The following is a 17,755-nucleotide window of genomic DNA, read 5'->3' on the forward strand; positions in this document are numbered from 1 at the left end:
GTCATACCGTGGCTTGACCACAATATCCATAAAAGTAACTTAAAATACTAAAATTTTAGTATTTTAAACTGGATCCTGCGATCAAGTCGCGGGATGACAGGGATAGAATCGATCCACACAACAATGCCACTTTTAGCTAAGAATGACATCAGTTATTATCTACTAACCCTTATGCAACGTTCTAAAAATCATCTCGGCAAGTGACTTACTAATGCCGTTTACTTTAGCAAGCTCATCTATGGTTGCATCGCATACTGCTTTATATGAACCGAAATAATGCAGCAATGCTTTTTTACGAGTTTCACCTATGCCCTCTATATCGTCAAGGCTTGATATTTTTATAGCACGTGATCTACCTAGTCTATGATTCTTTATGGCAAAATTATGAGCTTCATCTCGTAAGATTTGTAAATATTTCATAATCGGCAAATTTTTATCCAAAGTAAATACTTCCTTACCTGTCATATGGAATTGTTCAAGACCGGCATTTCTATCTACTCCTTTCGACATACAAACAAAAGGAATATTCATTTCAAATTTATCCATTACCTCTTTAACAATGCCTAAATGCCCTCTACCACCGTCTATAATCATTAAGTTTGGCAATTTATGCGGCTCATTCTTAAGTCTAGTTAATCTTCGTGTTAAAACTTGCCGGAGCATTTCATAATCGTCACCTTTTATGTCATCTCCGCGGTTCTTTATGTCATCTCCGCGAAAAAAGCGGGGATCCAGATTGTTTGTTAATGTACTGGATCCCGTGGTCAAGCCATGGGATGACAATGTAGAAGCAGGGGATGACAATGAGAAAACCCGATATTCCTTTTTATCAAAACCGGCTTTACCGGCAACTATCATAACGCCAACCACAAACTTACCTTGAATATGGCTATTATCATAAATCTCAATTCTTTCAGGAATTTCAGAAAGATCAAATAACTCTTTGATTTCAAGCATAATCTCTTGATTTTTTGCAAATTTCTTCAAATATTGCTCTAGAGAGAATAAAGCATTTGTCTCGGCATTTTGCACTAATTTAGCCTTACCGCCTTTATTAGGTACTGTAATATTAAGCTGAAGTATATTGTTGATTTTCTTAATCACTTCTATGACATTCTCTTTATCATTAATTTCATGATTAATAATAATTTCTGCAGGCACTTGTTGTTTTTGATAAAATTGTAATAAAAAATATTCTAATACTTCTTCTTTGGTACTATTTTCGGTAGAAGTAGGAAAATAAGGAATATTACCGCATGCTTGCCCTGCCCTATATAAAAACACTTCTACGCAATAATGTCCGTTCTTTTCTACAATAGCGATTATATCTGCATCTTTAACAATATCTGAAACCCCAGCTTTAAGCTGCACATAACTAAGTGCTTTAATGCGATCTCTAATTTCTGCCGCCTCTTCAAAACGCATCTGACTACTTAGCTCTTCCATCTTTTTAGATAGGTTCTCTTGGAGTTCTTTAGTACGACCTTGTAAGAAATCTTTAACCTGAGTTACTAAATCTCTATAGTCTTCCTTGTTTATTTTACCGATGCAAGGAGCATAACAACGTTTTATTTCATATTGTAAGCAAGGGCGAGTACGTGAATTAAAGTAATTATCCGTGCAGGAACGTAATTTAAAAATTTTTTGTAGTTCGGTCAAAGTAGTATTCACTTCCGCACTTGAGGCAAAAGGACCAAAAAATTTTCCGTCATTTAGAGTTTTACCTCGATATTTTAGTAATTGCGGGAAATCATGATCTAAACGTAACTTGATGAAAGGAAAAGACTTGTCGTCCTTAAGAAGAATATTAAATTTCGGCTGACATTTCTTGATTAGCTGTGCTTCTAAAAGTAGTGCTTCAACTTCGGAATTAGTGATGCTATACTCTAAAAAACAAGTATTTGCAATCATCCGAAGCGTCTTATTATCTAAATCGCTTTTAATGTAATTAGTAAGGCGTTTCTTTAAATTTTTCGCTTTACCGACATAGATAACTTGCTTGTTAACGTCAAACATCCGATAAACCCCTGAACGTTCAGGAGCATCTATAAGTTTAGATTTAATTAAATCACTTCCGGTAATTTCTGGGGTCATATTTTATTTGTTCGTCATTGCGAGGAAAAACTGTAAGTTTTGACAAAGCAATCTTGTGCCAAAGTCCTGAGATTGCCATGCTCCTTTTAGTCGCTCGCAATGATGTTTTTCCTAATTCCCCGCTGTATTATACGGATTGTCATTTGCTACTTTAACATCCACTATTTTTCGTGTATTGTCATCAAAGAAAAAGGTTATTTTAAACTCATCTCCTACATTTAAATCTACTTTTGGGTCATAAAGCATAATATGCATGCCACCGGGCTTAAAATCAACGTTAATATTACCGGCAATTGAAAATGGATAATCCACTTTTACCATTTTACTAATCCCTTGATCATTAATTGTTTGATGAATTTCTATTCCACTTATCTTATCTGAAGATATATTCACTAAATTATAACTCTTACTTCTACTATTTATTAATGTAAAATACATAGCAGAATTGCTAACTTTACCTTGTACATTTGTTGTAGGTCTTGCCCAAGGCTGTGCAAAGTTAACTGCTGCCTCTGCAGGTAATAGATCATCGGGCTGATCAGAAGAAGAATTTGTAGAATTAGGATTTTGAGCTGTTTGGTTATCAGCATAGCTTACTGCACAAATTAAAGTTATAAAACCAATTAATAATGTTTTTAGCATAATAATACCCTTGATAAATTAAAATACAAATATTAGCATAGATTAGATATAAATCTAGTTTTTTAAAAGATATTTTTTGTACATTGCTTGCGGAAATTTCTCTATTGCATAACGAACTGCGGTTCTTGGCATTTGTAAAGTATAGCGATCTAAAAAATCTATTAACTGTTTTTCATCTTTTTTTCCTGCTTCACGTAGCATCCAACCTACTGCTTTATGCATTAAATCATGTTTATCGTTTAAGAGTGGTTTTGCTATTTCAAAAGTGATAAAATACCAAGTAGCAACTATAGCTATTTGTCTTTCCCAAAGAATTTCCGATTTTGTTAATGTAAAAAGATAATCCTCTTCTTTATCCCATAAATAAGCTCCGATTATATGATGAGCTGACGCATCCACTAAATTCCAATTATTTACGTATTTTATATTGTTTAAATAAAAATTATAAAAAACTCTTTATCTTGTGCTTTCTGATATTGCATAATCAAAATAACTAACGCTAAAAACCTTTCTTCATTAAATTCTGAAGTAATAAGTCGGCTTAAATCCCCCACATCTAAATTATAATAACTTTTAGCTACCTTACGTAAAGTCGGCACGGTAACTCCAATAAACCGGTCATGCTCTCCATACTCTCCTTCCCTAGTTTTAAAGAATAGCGTTCTACGTTCTACAGGAATAGTAGCCTTCTCAAGTAAAATATTTCTAATTTGTTGTAAATTTTCTCTCATGATCTATAAGCCATTTGTTACGATGTAATCCCCCGCCATATCCCCCAAGTTCACCATTGCTATTAATAATACGATGACAAGGAATAATTATTGCTAACTGATTCATACCGTTAGCATTTGCAATAGCTCTATAAGAAGTAGGTTTGCCTAAAGCTTTAACCTGATTTAAATAACTTCGTGTTTCACCGTAAGGTATATTAATTAATTCCTGCCAAGCCATTTTTTGAAATGGGCTTCCTAAAAGATGTATAGGCGTATTAAATTTTTGTAAAGTACCGTTAAAGTATAATTTAAGCTCCTCTTCAATCATTAAAATCGGTTCAGTACTTCCAGGAATAATAGCAGATTCCATCTTAATCCTTAGCCTTTCAATTTCCCGCTCTAGACCTTTTCTATCAATAAATTCTAATAAGTAAAGTAATTTTTCATCGCTAATTACAATCATAGCATCAAGAGGCGTATCTAACCAAGCTGCTTTTAAAATATTTAAATGCCGATTAAATTTTGTTGGCGATCCTCCCATTATTTTAGAAAAAGCATCTCGAAAACCGCTACTTGACTCATAATCCATATCAATTTGTGTATTAATTACCGATTCACCCATGCGAATTTGCTTCATCGAAATACCCATACACCTTGCTCTTACATATTCTACAAACGTCATACCGAAACGTTTTTTTAATTGACGACGTGCTGTAGAAGCATCTACTGATAGCTCATCAAAATCACTATCTTTCCATCGTTTAGCAGAATTAAGCTCAATAGCATTAACAAGAGTACGAACTAAATCCGAAACTTCGCAAGGATGAGAAAGAGGCTTGCAACGCTGACAAGGTCTATATGAAGCATGCAAAGCTTCCTTAGCAGTTTTATAAAATTCACAATTTTCAAATTTAGGTTTCCGTGCAGGACAAGTCGGTCTACAAAATACTCCTATTGTTTTAACCGCTACAAAAAAGATATTTTCATATCTGTCATCTTTATTAATTAATGCCTGATAATATTCTTGTCTTTGATGCTCATTAAACATATTAATTTATCCTATAATATAAATTTATAATTATATTATAGGAACTTTTTAAAACCCCTGTAACCGAAATTCAGGCATTGGTTTTTTATTTAATAATTCTGTCTCTCATGATCAATAAGCCATTTTTTACGATCTAGCCCTGAACCGTAACCGCCAAGCTCACCGTTATTATTGATGATGCGGTGACACGGAATAATTATAGCAAATTTATTTGCTCCGTTAGCATTTGCAACAGCTCTATAAGATCTTTCCATACCTATTAATTTAGCTTGAGTAAAGTAACTTCTTGTTTCACCGTAAGGTACATTCATTAGCTCTTGCCATACTAATTTTTGAAATGGGCTTCCTAAAAGATGTATAGGCGTATTAAATTTTTGCAAAGTACCGCTAAAGTAAGATTTAAGCTCCTCTTCAATTGATAGAATCGGTCTAGTGCGATCTTCAGTAATAGCCGATTTTGTGTTAATCTTAAGTCTTTTCATTTTATGCTCTAATCCTTTACTGTCAGCAAAATCGAGCAAATAAAGCCTCTCTTCATCACTAATTGCCAGCATAGAACCAAGAGGCGTATCAAGCCAAGCGGATTTTAAACTCATTTTTTACCATAAATATAGTTTCTTAATATTATAGTATTTAATTACAATTCAGCTATTGATTTTTTTATTTAACAATCTTAATATTTCTTTAACCAACAATTTATAGGTTATAATTATGAAAAAAGCACATGTTTTTAAATATTCTCAGGTAATTAAAACGGATAGAATGGCAACTATAGCTCAAGTTAGCAAACACTCTTCTATAGATCCATAAAATGTTGGAACTATAGCTATAAATGAAGAAAAAGACGGTGGGGTAATAGATCAGTATAAAACTGGTAAAATCACTACCGAAGAATTTCATACAGAAATGAATGAATTGAAAAAGCAGGCGGCACTCCTATTATAAATCTTGAAACATTTGATAAATGCTGGAGTGCTATGTGCAAAGTAGAACATGAAAAGCTAACAGAGCTATATAATTACAACAAACACATAAATTTCATATCTATATTGTAGGCGGTACAAACGAATTACAGCATAATTATATTCAGCAAGAAATACAAAAAGCTCTGATTAAACCTAATATTTCTTATACACTTTCATATGAACTCGGTACATTAGATAAGAAAAAATTAGAACATCATTATACAGAAAATGTTTTAAAAGCACAAAATTATGAGCCGATATGGCACACTGATAATCAACATGAATATGAACAAAACGCTTTAGAAATATTAGGAAAATATTACGATAATTCGTCTATAGGCGAATAATTATTAAAATTTTTGGATTTTATACTAACGTATAGTTGTGGTGGAGGCTAGTGTATGATTTGCTATCCGCCCTATCTAAACGACTATACTTTTTTTATGCAGCAAGATTCACAAGCAGCATAAAAATTTAAAGGGTGGGGACAAGTTATCCCAGCTTTTCATTATATTATGGCACTATAACTTAATTAAGTTATTACTTTATTATTTACTATTCTATAAAATTTTGCGGCACTTATCATTTTAACAAAATTATTTATATTATCTTTACCTAAAAAAGATTCTTTTAAAAATAAAGCTAATTTCTCTGCTAAAATATTATTATATGAGATTTTTTCTTATATAAATTTTTTTACCTCTTCATGGGAATTGGTCAATGTATGATTAATAGCGTCATTGGACATTTTGTTAATAAGCAATTTACAAACTTTTTCTAAGCCTTTATCAACAGCCCAAGTTAAAGCTGTATTATCAATATAAACTTTGCTTAACTCTAGCATATCCATTTTAGCAATTAATTTCTGTGCTTCAGCTTCATTTTTTACGTATATTGCTTTTATTAACTCTTCATTTGAGGGTTGCAACCATTTTTTAAACATACTAATATCTTTATTAAATTCTATAAATTTTAATATTTTGTTAAAAATGAGCTATAGACAGAATCATAATAAGTAGTTTTAAGAATGCAATAGAAATTTAATTAGAAGTATAAATAAATGAATTGAGATTGATTTAAAGAAGAATCACTAGAAAGATTCAACATTATCTAACTTTTTTTGGACAGCAAAAAGTCCTTAGTTTATAATGTGTTCGCTGTTTGAGATATTTATAAATTGGAATAGAAATAAAGAATGGTGGAGATGAAGGGAATCGAACCCTTGACCCTCTGCGTGCAAAGCAGATGCTCTACCCCTGAGCTACATCCCCGATTGTGTAGAAGATATATTGTTTATAAGTAATTAAGATAAACTTTTAACTAGTCCCCAAGGTAATGGCTGACCATTGCTCCCTACGACTAAATCTCCGGAAGATTCATACTCAGCAGCTAGAAAAGAATTTTGAGCAGCAATAAGCTTTACCGGTTTGATTTTCTGACCGTTATGACAATATTCTTTAGCCTGTTCCCTAGAGGTCGGGTTATTTTTGGAAGCTGTTTTTGCTTTAGCTTTAGACATATACTATTAACTTTTTCTTAAACTTGTGAAGAATATAAAACTTTTTCCTAAACTTGTCAATAACCACCATGTCGATAAATAGACATTGCCTAGAAAAAAGTGGTTTTGTTTTACACAAATTTTAAAAAATCCCTTATTGTCATTCCTGCTTTCGCAGGAATCCAGTAAAACATAGAAAAAATTTATTTTTCTATGTTTATTTTATCAAATATACCTTAATATCAAGGTTATTTTCTGGATTCCCGCCTCCACGGGAAGGCATTGTTGCGTGGATATCCAACCGTCATTGCGAGGAGCGACGCGACGCGGCAATCCAGAAAAATAATTAAAAAAATTCTGATTTACAGAATTTTTTTACTGGATTGCTTCGTCGAAACTTGCAGTTTCTTCTCGCAATGACGGAAAAATCGATCCACGCAATAATGCCCCGCGGGAATGACATCCTGAACGTTCGTACACTATTAGAGTCAAGCTACAGAGTGACAGTAAAAAAACTGAAGCTTAATAACAATCATTATTCTTCTGGTATTATTGTACTTGCACCGGCTAACACTATTTTAAATTCTGCTATTTCTGATACTGTTTTTCCATCATATATACTGAACCCTACTCCTTTAAATGCTACTTTTGCATTGATATCGGCACCATATTAATAATAGCTTATATATTTCATCATCTTGAATATTTTTCGAAGTATATCGAACGTTTTTAGCAACCGCATGTAAAGGCGTTTCTCCGGATTTTCTTTGATCAACTGTAAGCTCCTTTCTCAAGTAATAGTTCTGCTACATTCAAGTGCTTACCGCTTCATATAAAGGTGATCCTAACCAAGCTCCTTCGTTACCGTTTACTGCAGCTCCTTTTTGCTATTAGATATTCTGCTACTTTATAATGTCCATAACGTGCAGCTAAATTTAAAGGAGTGTCCTTAAAAATATTACTACACATATTAACATTTGCTTTTTTTTCTTCAACTAACCATGTAGCAACTTTTAGTGCATTATTTGAAGATGTTGAAAATAATTGGATCCCGCGATCAAGTCGCAGGATGACAATTAGGAAACTGGTGGTCCACGCAACAACACTTCGTTTTTAGCTAGGAATGACACTAAAGCCCTATTGATTAATTCTTGCCGTGCAGATTCTTTCGGTGATTTCTTTTAACTTTTCTACTCTATCAATTAAATATAAAAGCTGTTCTTTAGTAATTTTATAGTTTTTATCATATCTTGCATCAATATAAGCTTTTTCAAGTAATTCAAAACATTCTTTTTGTTCAGCAGTTGTCTTAGGAAATACTTCCTATAATTCATTATCATAATTTCCTGCCATACTACCTAATTTTTGTAAATTATGTAATTTTGGTTTATAATTAGAAAAAACTAACAAAATAGTACTGTAAAAACTTTCCGTAGCTTGATGAAGATAAAAAGCACTATGTCTAAGGCTTTCTCTTTCTAAATTACTTTTGGAATCTATAAGAAATCCTGTCCCAAAATTAAACCATTCTTCATAGTAATCTTTAGCAATTTCTTTCATCTCACTCCAAGGTAAATCTTTAGCCTCGCTAAGTGTAAACTCACCGCTATCATATAAAAGAATACCTTCTTTTTTGATATCAGTATAAAAATAACGCCCTATCTCTAACTACCTATTTACTTCATCAATTGACTCTAGAATTATAGATATTAATGAATCATACGGGATAATTTGCTTAGGGTTTATTACTCCCGTTTTCTCTAACCTCTTATATATCTTATCTTCTAACCTGAAAGCAGTATGTCCTTTATATTTACCTTTCTTCAAAATTATCAAAATATCAGTATCGCTATGATAACCGTTAGGTAGATCACGTACCCAATCACCTCTAGCAAAAGAGCCGTACAAGATAATCATAGCAATTTTATCTTGTGCAATATCTAAAATCTGCTGCCCTATAAAGTTAAGCCTAGCTTGGATTTTTAGAGAACGTTCGGGTAAAGTGGTTTTCATCTATTCATTTGCACCATGACAATATTTATATTTCTTACCTGAACCGCACGGGCATAGCTCATTACGGGATACCCTACCCCAGCTGGTAGGGTCTTCAGGATTCCTAGCTTTAGGATCAATGCGTGATACCACAGGTTTAAGATCGGTCTTAATGCTACTTCCTGCATTATATTTACTAAATGCCGGATCTTCTCGACTTTCCCGCATATTTTTCTGAAGTTTTTTATGCTCAAGCGAAACATCTTCTTTTTGAACATGTTTTAAGTCGATATGGAAGTGATATACGGTTTGAATAAATAATTCTTTTAAATTGTTGAGCATTTGCTCAAATAAATTAAATGCTTCTCTTTTATACTCGCTAAGAGGGTCTTTTTGTGCATAAACTCGAAGAGATATGCCTTGTCTTAAGTGATCTAAGCTATATAAATGATCTTTCCAAACTTGATCAAGAGTAGTTAGTAAAATATATTTCACGGCATTATGCATTAACTCACTACTATAGGCTTCTTCTTTTGATTTATATATATCATGAGCCATTTGTATAACGATTTTCGTAATTTCTTCTTCCGTTACATCATTTTTACTTACTAAATTATGATCAAATTTTATAGAAAAAATACGATGTAATTCTACGCTTAAATTCTCTATATCCCAATCTTCTCTATAAGATCCTGCCGGCATAAAAGTTAATACTATCTTTTTGGCGAGTTCCTCAGTAGTACTATTTAAGAAACCGTGACTATCTTTAGATTTAATAATTTCAGTACGTTGCTCGTATATTATCTTACGTTGGTCATTCATTACATCATCAAAACGTAATAAATTTTTACGCATCTCATAGTTATGTCCTTCCACTTTTTGCTGAGCTTTCTCAAGTGAACGACTAATCATCGGATGGTGGATAGCCTCTCCATCTTTCAATCCAAGTGTTCTAAGGACTCCTGATATACGATCTGATGCAAAAATACGCATTAAATCATCATCAAGCGATAGGAAAAATTTAGTCTTACCAGGATCACCTTGTCTACCTGATCTTCCTCTTAGCTGATTATCTATCCTACGGCTTTCATGCCTTTCCGTACCTACCACAAATAACCCGCCTACTTCAATAACCTGCTTCTTTTCTTCGGCAATTTGAGCTTTTATTTCAGCTATTTTAGCTTCATAATTATGATCTTTATCTAGCTGTTCTATTAACATTTCAGGATTACCGCCAAGCATAATATCAGTACCGCGTCCTGCCATGTTAGTTGCAATCGTTACTGCCTTAAACCTACCTGCTTGAGCAATAATAAAAGCTTCCTGCTCATGGAACTTAGCATTTAATACTTTATGAGGGATTTTTTCTTTATTTAAAACGCTTGAAAGTTCTTCTGACTTTTCTATGCTTATCGTACCGATAAGTATAGGCTGACCACGATCGTAACAATCTTTAATCAGTTTTAAGATAGCATCATATTTTTCTTTTTTACTACCGTAAATCTCGTCATCAAGATCAAGCCTTGTTACTTTATTATGGGTTGGAACTGCGACCACATCGAGATTATATATGTCTTTTAGTTCTGATGCTTCAGTCATAGCCGTACCGGTCATACCCGATAATTTAGGATAATTACGGAAATAATTTTGAAAAGTAATAGATGCTAAAGTTTGGTTTTCATTTTGAATTTTTACATTTTCTTTTGCTTCTAATGCTTGATGTAACCCTTCCGAATATCTACGTCCCTCCATTACACGACCGGTAAATTCATCTATAATCATTACTTTACCTTCACGCACCAAATAATCTACATCAACAGTAAACATATTATGAGCTCTTAATGCTTGGTTAACATAATGTACTAAAGTTAAATTCTCAAAATCATATAAACCGGTATCAGGTTTTATAATACTCTCTTTACTTAAAAGCGATTCTATATGCGTAATGCCTGATTCCGTTAAATTGATAGTTTTTAATTTTTCGTCTTTTTCAAAATCACTTGCATTAAGCAGACGTACAATTTTATCAATTTTACCGTATAATTCTGAATTATCATTAACCGGACCTGAGATAACTAACGGCGTTCTAGCTTCATCTATCAAGATCGAATCAACCTCATCGATGATAGCAAAATTAAAAGGACGAAGTACTCGCTCTTGCATGCTATACTTCATATTATCCCTTAAATAGTCAAAACCGAGTTCATTATTTATTGCATGGGTAATATCGGCATTATAGGCGGCTCGTTTTGCTTCATCAGGCATACCAGCAACAATACATCCAACCGATAAGCCTAAAAAGTTATAAATTTTACCCATTGAGGCAGAATCACGACTTGCCAAATAATCATTTACGGTTACAACATGCACTCCTTTTCCGGTCAAAGCATTTAAGTAAGCAGGAAGCGTTGCAACTAAGGTCTTACCCTCACCGGTACGCATTTCGGTAATCATGCCTCGATGTAATATAAGACCACCTATAAGCTGAACGTCAAAATGACGCATACCGCAAACTCTTCTAGCTGCTTCCCTAACTACTGCAAACGCCTCATATACTATATCGTCTAAAGTAGCTCCATTTTTAAGCTTTTCTTTAAACTCTACAGTTTTATTCTTCAACTCCTCGTCTGATAATTTTTGTATAGCAGGCTCAAGCGAGTTAATTTTTGTAATTTCGGAAAATAGTTTTTTTACAGTACGATCATTTGCAGTACCGAAAAGTTTTTTTAAAATAGAAAACATTAAAGTCCTTATGACATTTTTAGTATTTTAGTACTTAAATATAGGTATATTTTATAAAATTATCAAATGTTATAATTTTATTTAAATGAATAATTTTTTATTGAAAGGCATTTTTTTACTACAAAATATTTGTAAATTATTATTAATAAATAAAATATTTTCAAATAGCTGTTGACGGTTATATATTATTTTTATAAAATTTAAGCTTATGTTTAACACAATTACGAGTCATAAATGAAAAAATTATCTGTTATACTTTTATCAGTTAGCATGCTTTCCGGTATTGCTTTTGCCGATAAAGACAAGGTAGTTGCTACCTATAAAGGCGGTAAAGTAAAAGAATCGCAAATTATGAAAGAATTTAAGCCGCAGCTTAATCTTCAATCAGGTGAAACAATCAAAAATTTTGATGATTTTCCGCTGCAAGATCAGGAAAAATTAATAAAAATTTATGTTAATAATCTTTTGTTAAAAGAAGAAGTTGTTAAATCAAACATTACTTCATCTAAAGAATTCCAAGAAAAACTTGAAAATGCAAAAAATCAATTAGCTCAACAAGAATTGCTAGCAAATTACATAAAATCTAACATTACAGATAAGATGTTTGATGACGAATATAATAAATATGTCGGTAATCTTAAAGGTAAAGAGCAAATAAAAGTTGCTCATATTTTAGTTAAATCCCAAAAAGAAGCTAATGATATAAAGACCAAATTAAGCAAAGGCGGAAACTTTACTAAGCTTGCAGAAGAGTTATCTCTTGATAAAGCTTCAGCTTCAAACGGCGGCGTTATCGGTTACATTCTACTAAATCAACCTGGGCAGTTAGTACCGGAATTTGAAAAGAAAGCTTTTACTTTAAAAGTAAATGAAGTTTCAACTCCTGTAAAAACCGATTTCGGTTGGCATATTATCAAAGTGCTTGAGAAAAAACCTGTGCCTATTCCAACAAAAGAAGAAGCAAAAGTAACTATTGATAATATATTAGCTGCAGAAATACTAAAGAAATATATTTCTGATTTAGAAGCTAAAGCTGATTTAAAAATCATGCTACCTAAAGCAGATAGCAAAGCTGGATCGTAATTTATTTAATATTATTCACCTTTAATATCATTCCCGCGAAAGCGGGAATCTAGGTTTTTTGTTGTCATCCCGCGACTTGATCACGGGATTCAGTTTAAAATACTAATAATTATCAGTATTTTAAGTTGTTTTCTGGATACCGTGGTCAAGCCACGGTATGGCACCGAACGGGTTTTTCGAGCCATGCAGCAATGCTTCCCCACCTACACGGGAATGATATTATAACTACCCTCAATCACAGCAAATGCTACACATACAGGATAATCATCAGAAAGAGAAAGGTGAATATTAAAAGGAGGAAGTTTGTTTGTATAGTTTGAGCTAACTTCTACTATAGGCTTACCTAAATCATTATTTAGTATAATAATATCTTTAAAATTTATACCTTGGCCTATACCAACTCCAAAGGCTTTACTAATAGCTTCTTTGGCAGCAAAACGCTTTGCTAAAAACACGGCATAACCTGTCTTATCCAATAAACTAAGCTGTGCTAACTCCTTTGAAGTTAGAATTTTTTTAGCAAAAAGCTCTAAATACAAATGTAATATTTTTTCAATTCTAGGAATTTGTACTATATCAGTGCCGACACCTATAATCATTTACTTATCTTCAAAATCCTCACCGACCTCATCAATAAAGATTTGATCATCTAAATCAGAGTAATCGTCAGTTATACAAACCTCAGGTAAATATTCAAATTTTTCTTCTACCTCTTCTGATTCATCTTGATTAACAAATGGCTCTATCATAGTTTTTGTACGCAGACTGTTTATTAAGTCTTGTTCTAACTGTTCTACCGATACTTTTCCGGCGGCAATTCTACGTAATGAGATAACAGGAGGTTTATCACGCTTTTCTTTTTTGCTTTGACTAGTTTCTACTTTATAATTTAATAATTTAGCATATCTTGTTGCTAGCACAACAAGCCGAAACCTATCCGGTATAACTTTATTACAATCTTCTGCCGTAATTCTTGCCATAATTTTTCTCTATTTAAATTTTTTCAGTGTCATACTGTGGCTTGACCACGGTATCCAGAAAAACAATTTAAAATACTAATAATTAATTAGTATTTTAAGCTGAATCCTGCGATCAAGTCGCGGGATGACAGAGGTCAAACCCCATAACACCAATTGACTTATTATACTCTTTTTATATCCGCACCACAATTACTTAATTTTTTTTCTAAATTTTGGAATCCACGATCTAAATGATATATTCTATGTAATATAGTTTCACTTCTAGCACTAAGTCCTGCTAAAATCAGTGATACCGAAGCTCTAAGGTCGCTTGCCATAACTTCCGCCCCCTTTAATTTTTCAACACCTCGGACGATAGCCTTATTACCTCGCACCACTATATCTGCACCCATCCTACATAACTCGGGTACATGCATAAAACGGTTTTCAAAAATATTCTCAGTAATCATTGAAACACCGTTACTAATCGTCATAAGACTCATGAATTGTGCTTGTAGATCCGTAGCAAAGCCAGGGTAAGGGTTTGTGTCCAAGTCTACGGAGTTTAGCTTATCAATATAAGTTATTTGCACTCCGTTATCGATCGGCACAACTTTTATACCGGTTTCAATGAGTTTTAAAGCTATATTTTCTATAATATGGTAATCTATTCCACAAATTTTTACGTCACCTTTAGTAATGGCTGCCGCAAACATATAAGTACCGGCTTCAATACGATCGGATAACACTCTATAGCCGGTGTTATTTAAAGAATCTCTGCCTCTAATTGTTATTTCACTAGTACCGATACCTGTAATATCTGCTCCCATTTTAATAAGACAATTACATAAATCAACTATTTCCGGCTCTCGAGCACAATTAAAAAGCAGTGTTTCGCCTTCTGCTAAAACGGCTGCAAGTATTGCATTAACCGTAGCACCGACGGAAACTTTATCAAAAACAAAATGAGTACCTATTAAACGTCCTTTACTTGAAGCATTAATATAGCCGCCTTCTATTTCAATTTCAGCTCCCATAGCTTTTAATACGGCAATATGCAAATCTACTTGTCTTGCTCCTATAGCACAACCGCCGGGCAGCGATACTTTTGCTTTACCGTATTTGGTAAGCAAAGGACCAAGCACCCAAATCGATGCTCTCATTTTACGGACTATTGCATAATCTGCGGTAAAGTTATTTATATTTCTGGTATTAGTTACAAGCTCAAATTCATCTTGGTGTTCTATTATTTCAATTTCTGCACCGTGACTTCTTAGCAAATCTTTCATAGTACTAACATCCGTTAACTTTGGAACATTAGTAATATGCAGTTTATCGGTAAGAATAGACGCTGCCATAATAGGTAGCACAGCATTTTTAGCACCGCTAATATTAATGCTACCTTTAAGAGGTTTACCACCGTGAATAATCAATTTTTGCATAAATTATTTTGATAAAATTGTAACGTCATTGCGAGGAAAAACTGGTTAAATTGTCATCCCGCGGTCAAGCCACGGGATGACACCGATTATACTACACATCCAAATTCACGACGTTTAAGGCATTCGCTTGGATAAATAATCTGCGAGGTTCAACAACGTCACCCATTAAAGTAGAGAAAATGCCCTCTGCTTCATCAATCTCTGCAACTCTTACCTGAAGCAAAGTTCTTTTTTCGGGGTCAAGAGTAGTTTCCCATAGCTGATCGGAATTCATCTCACCAAGACCTTTAAAACGCTGAATATTTATACCTTTTTTACCGCATTCTATAATAGTATTTAATAACTGACTCGGCGTTAAAATATCGAATTCTTGACTTTTCATTATAAGCTTTAATTTCTTATCAAATATATCAAAAATCGTTAAAGCAAGCTTTGATATTTGTACAAACTCAAATGATTCCAACTGCTCTTTCAACAATATTTTACTTTCTTTTAAACCTCTGCTAAAACGGAAGAACTCTATTTTATTTTCATGTTTTAAAATTTCCCAATTAGTTTTATCAGGCGACTCTTCTAAGCTATTTAAAATATCTAAAGCTTTTTTAAGTCTTAAATCACTTGCGGACTCAAATATTTTATTATTAAGTAAATCATTAATCGCAAGAATTTCAGTAATTGAGCGGTTAAATTTTTTGCTAGCACGATCAAGCAAGCCGTTAAACTTAACTACTTTATTAATTAGCTCTTCTAAATTATCACCCACTAACTGCTCTTTACCTTCTAGAATTAAGGTTGTATCATTAATAGTTGATTTGATCAAATAATCTTGCAAAGCTTGCTCATTCTTTAAATAAAGCTCGGCTGCTCCTTTCTTTACCTTATAAAGCGGTGGCTGAGCTATATATAGATAGCCTTTATTTATTAGCTCAGGCATATGACGATAGAAAAACGTGAGTAATAAAGTTCTAATGTGCGAGCCGTCAACATCAGCATCGGTCATAATAATAACTTTATGGTATCTAAGCTTTTCTAAAGAAAATTCTCGCTCAACACTAATTCCAAGAGCTGTAATTAACGTACCGATTTGGTCCGAGCCAAGCATTTTGTCAAACCTTGCACGCTCAACATTTAAAATTTTACCACGCAGAGGCAGTATAGCCTGAATTTTGCTATCCCTACCCTGCTTTGCAGTACCGCCCGCAGAGTCTCCCTCAACAATAAACAATTCTGAAATTGCTGGATCTTTTGCATGACAATCGGCAAGCTTACCGGGTAAGTTCGAGACTTCTAATGCTGATTTTCTTCGAGTCAGCTCCCTTGCTTTTCTAGCAGCTTCACGAGCATTTGCCGCTTCCATAATCTTAGCTATAATTGCCTTAGCTCCCGCCGGATGCTCTTCAAACCACTCAAGAACTTTTGTATATATGGCATTTTCAACAACCGGTCGTACTTCGGAGCTTACTAGCTTATCTTTTGTCTGAGAAGAAAATTTAGGATCAGGAACTTTAACGGAAAGCACGCAACATAAGCCTTCCCTAGTATCTTCACCGCTAAAGTCATTTTTAGCTTTTTTATTAAGACCCGTAGTATCAAGATAAGAGGTAATAACACGTGTTATCGCTGATTTAAAAGCACTAAGGTGAGTTCCGCCGTCACGCTGCCTAATATTATTAGTAAAGCATAAAATATTTTCGTGATAAGAATCGTTCCAATGCATCGCAAGCTCAAGACTGATACCGGATTCGGTATTATCGGCGTTAACTACTATATATGGATGGATAGCGTGCTTCGCTCTGTCTATATATTTTACATAAGCTTCTATACCGCCCGTATAATAAAACTCTGCTTCCTTAGCTTCTTCAAAGCGATTATCGACGAGTAAAATCTTTACGCCTGAATTTAAAAAAGCAAGCTCACGAAGACGATGCTCTATAGTGCCGAAATCAAATTCTATATTAGTAAACGTTTCTACAGACGGAAAAAAAGTAACTTCCGTACCTTTTTTGTCAATATTTTCTTTGACAACTGCAAGCGGAGCTTCCGTTGTACCGTTATTAAATCTAATCAAATATTCCTTATTATTACGCCAAATACGCAGCTCAAGCCATTCAGAAAGAGCATTTACAACCGATACACCGACACCGTGTAGACCGCCTGAAACCTTATAAGAGTTCTGATCAAACTTACCGCCGGCGTGAAGTTGCGTCATAATAACTTCAGCTGCCGATATTCCTTCTTCTTCATGAATTTCAACGGGTATACCTCGCCCGTTATCAGATACGGTTACCGAACCGTTCTTATTTAATGTTACTCGTACTAGATCGCAATAACCGGCGAGCGACTCGTCAATAGCATTGTCGACTACTTCATAAATCATATGATGTAGACCCGACCCGTCTCCAACGTCCCCGATATACATTCCCGGTCTTTTTCTTACGGCTTCAAGACCTTTTAAAACCTTTATAGAATCAGCACCGTATGATGATTCGTTAAATTTTTCTTCAATTTCCGACATAATCCAACACAATATTTATTAATTGTTGCTAGAAACAATAAAAATCACTATAACGTAACTTA

19 protein-coding genes, 1 tRNA gene and 1 pseudogene are annotated in these 17,755 nt (G+C 33.7%); 2 read left to right on the forward strand and 19 right to left on the reverse strand.

Going from position 1 to position 17,755, the window contains the following annotated elements; all coding sequences use genetic code 11:
- Positions 1 to 162 precede the first annotated feature (162 nt).
- The 10 genes and pseudogenes from uvrC to AB1146_RS07920 all read right to left on the reverse strand — a co-directional run bounded on the left by uvrC (position 163) and on the right by AB1146_RS07920 (position 6,981).
- Positions 163 to 2,094 (reverse strand): excinuclease ABC subunit UvrC, encoded by a 1,932-nt coding sequence (gene uvrC / locus AB1146_RS07875; RefSeq protein ID WP_010422057.1) that lies wholly within the window; start codon positions 2,092 to 2,094, stop codon positions 163 to 165.
- Between the two features lie 111 nt (positions 2,095 to 2,205).
- A complete protein-coding gene (locus AB1146_RS07880; protein ID WP_010422055.1) occupies positions 2,206 to 2,736 on the reverse strand; it encodes a copper chaperone PCu(A)C in 531 nt (176 codons plus the stop codon).
- 54 nt (positions 2,737 to 2,790) lie between these two features.
- Positions 2,791 to 3,135: a DNA alkylation repair protein gene (locus AB1146_RS07885; protein ID WP_010422053.1), complete on the reverse strand. Its 345-nt coding sequence runs from the start codon at positions 3,133 to 3,135 to the stop codon at positions 2,791 to 2,793.
- 32 nt (positions 3,136 to 3,167) lie between these two features.
- Positions 3,168 to 3,467, reverse strand: coding sequence for a DNA alkylation repair protein (locus AB1146_RS07890; RefSeq protein WP_010422051.1), 300 nt, complete (start codon positions 3,465 to 3,467; stop codon positions 3,168 to 3,170).
- Complete coding sequence (locus tag AB1146_RS07895) at positions 3,442 to 3,990, reverse strand: methylated-DNA--[protein]-cysteine S-methyltransferase (RefSeq protein WP_232203702.1); 549 nt, start codon at positions 3,988 to 3,990, stop codon at positions 3,442 to 3,444. Before AB1146_RS07895 ends, AB1146_RS07890 begins: the two co-directional genes overlap by 26 nt.
- A 30-nt stretch (positions 3,991 to 4,020) precedes the next feature.
- Positions 4,021 to 4,497 (reverse strand): annotated as a pseudogene (locus tag AB1146_RS07900) (bifunctional transcriptional activator/DNA repair enzyme AdaA); the annotation flags it as partial.
- 89 nt (positions 4,498 to 4,586) lie between these two features.
- Positions 4,587 to 5,093, reverse strand: coding sequence for a methylated-DNA--[protein]-cysteine S-methyltransferase (locus tag AB1146_RS07905; protein ID WP_010422046.1), 507 nt, complete (start codon positions 5,091 to 5,093; stop codon positions 4,587 to 4,589).
- Between the two features lie 1,051 nt (positions 5,094 to 6,144).
- The gene (locus AB1146_RS07910) at positions 6,145 to 6,405 is read right to left on the reverse strand and encodes a hypothetical protein (protein ID WP_010422045.1); all 261 of its coding nucleotides are present in this window, start codon (positions 6,403 to 6,405) and stop codon (positions 6,145 to 6,147) included.
- Positions 6,406 to 6,658: 253 nt separating this feature from the next.
- Positions 6,659 to 6,733, reverse strand: a tRNA-Ala gene (locus tag AB1146_RS07915).
- A 32-nt stretch (positions 6,734 to 6,765) separates the two neighbouring features.
- Complete coding sequence (locus AB1146_RS07920) at positions 6,766 to 6,981, reverse strand: hypothetical protein (RefSeq protein WP_010422044.1); 216 nt, start codon at positions 6,979 to 6,981, stop codon at positions 6,766 to 6,768.
- A gap of 479 nt (positions 6,982 to 7,460) precedes the next feature.
- Here AB1146_RS07920 and AB1146_RS07925 point away from each other — a divergent pair, with 479 nt between their 5' ends.
- On the forward strand, positions 7,461 to 7,634 hold the full coding sequence (locus AB1146_RS07925; RefSeq protein WP_232203682.1) for a hypothetical protein: 174 nt from the start codon (positions 7,461 to 7,463) through the stop codon (positions 7,632 to 7,634).
- 187 nt (positions 7,635 to 7,821) lie between these two features.
- Here AB1146_RS07925 and AB1146_RS07930 read toward each other — a convergent pair whose 3' ends face one another.
- The 5 genes from AB1146_RS07930 to secA all read right to left on the reverse strand — a co-directional run bounded on the left by AB1146_RS07930 (position 7,822) and on the right by secA (position 11,694).
- A complete protein-coding gene (locus AB1146_RS07930; RefSeq protein WP_083831783.1) occupies positions 7,822 to 8,037 on the reverse strand; it encodes an ankyrin repeat domain-containing protein in 216 nt (71 codons plus the stop codon).
- 60 nt (positions 8,038 to 8,097) lie between these two features.
- Positions 8,098 to 8,220, reverse strand: coding sequence for a hypothetical protein (locus AB1146_RS07935; RefSeq protein ID WP_232203701.1), 123 nt, complete (start codon positions 8,218 to 8,220; stop codon positions 8,098 to 8,100).
- Positions 8,221 to 8,283: 63 nt separating this feature from the next.
- A complete protein-coding gene (locus AB1146_RS07940; RefSeq protein WP_232203681.1) occupies positions 8,284 to 8,520 on the reverse strand; it encodes a hypothetical protein in 237 nt (78 codons plus the stop codon).
- A 108-nt stretch (positions 8,521 to 8,628) separates the two neighbouring features.
- Complete coding sequence (locus tag AB1146_RS07945) at positions 8,629 to 8,973, reverse strand: nucleotidyltransferase domain-containing protein (RefSeq protein WP_198005267.1); 345 nt, start codon at positions 8,971 to 8,973, stop codon at positions 8,629 to 8,631.
- Entirely contained in the window at positions 8,974 to 11,694 is a 2,721-nt protein-coding gene (gene secA / locus AB1146_RS07950) for a preprotein translocase subunit SecA (RefSeq protein ID WP_010422042.1), read from the reverse strand.
- A 234-nt stretch (positions 11,695 to 11,928) separates the two neighbouring features.
- On the opposite strand from secA, the gene AB1146_RS07955 reads away from it, so the two are divergent.
- Positions 11,929 to 12,777: a peptidylprolyl isomerase gene (locus AB1146_RS07955; protein ID WP_010422041.1), complete on the forward strand. Its 849-nt coding sequence runs from the start codon at positions 11,929 to 11,931 to the stop codon at positions 12,775 to 12,777.
- A gap of 203 nt (positions 12,778 to 12,980) precedes the next feature.
- Here the strand turns inward: AB1146_RS07955 and acpS are convergent, their stop codons facing one another.
- The 4 genes from acpS to gyrB all read right to left on the reverse strand — a co-directional run bounded on the left by acpS (position 12,981) and on the right by gyrB (position 17,693).
- Positions 12,981 to 13,376, reverse strand: a complete 396-nt coding sequence (gene acpS, locus AB1146_RS07965; RefSeq protein ID WP_010422040.1) for a holo-ACP synthase — start codon at positions 13,374 to 13,376, stop codon at positions 12,981 to 12,983.
- Positions 13,377 to 13,757 carry a DNA-directed RNA polymerase subunit omega gene (rpoZ, locus tag AB1146_RS07970; protein ID WP_010422039.1) on the reverse strand — a complete coding sequence of 127 codons (381 nt, stop codon included), beginning with the start codon at positions 13,755 to 13,757 and terminating at the stop codon, positions 13,377 to 13,379. It abuts the gene before it with no gap.
- 161 nt (positions 13,758 to 13,918) lie between these two features.
- Entirely contained in the window at positions 13,919 to 15,178 is a 1,260-nt protein-coding gene (gene murA, locus AB1146_RS07975) for a UDP-N-acetylglucosamine 1-carboxyvinyltransferase (RefSeq protein WP_010422038.1), read from the reverse strand.
- 91 nt (positions 15,179 to 15,269) lie between these two features.
- Positions 15,270 to 17,693, reverse strand: a complete 2,424-nt coding sequence (gene gyrB / locus AB1146_RS07980; RefSeq protein WP_010422030.1) for a DNA topoisomerase (ATP-hydrolyzing) subunit B — start codon at positions 17,691 to 17,693, stop codon at positions 15,270 to 15,272.
- Positions 17,694 to 17,755: the final 62 nt, after the last annotated feature.

The sequence above is a fragment of the Rickettsia helvetica genome, from assembly GCF_963970025.1.
Classification (GTDB): domain Bacteria; phylum Pseudomonadota; class Alphaproteobacteria; order Rickettsiales; family Rickettsiaceae; genus Rickettsia; species Rickettsia helvetica.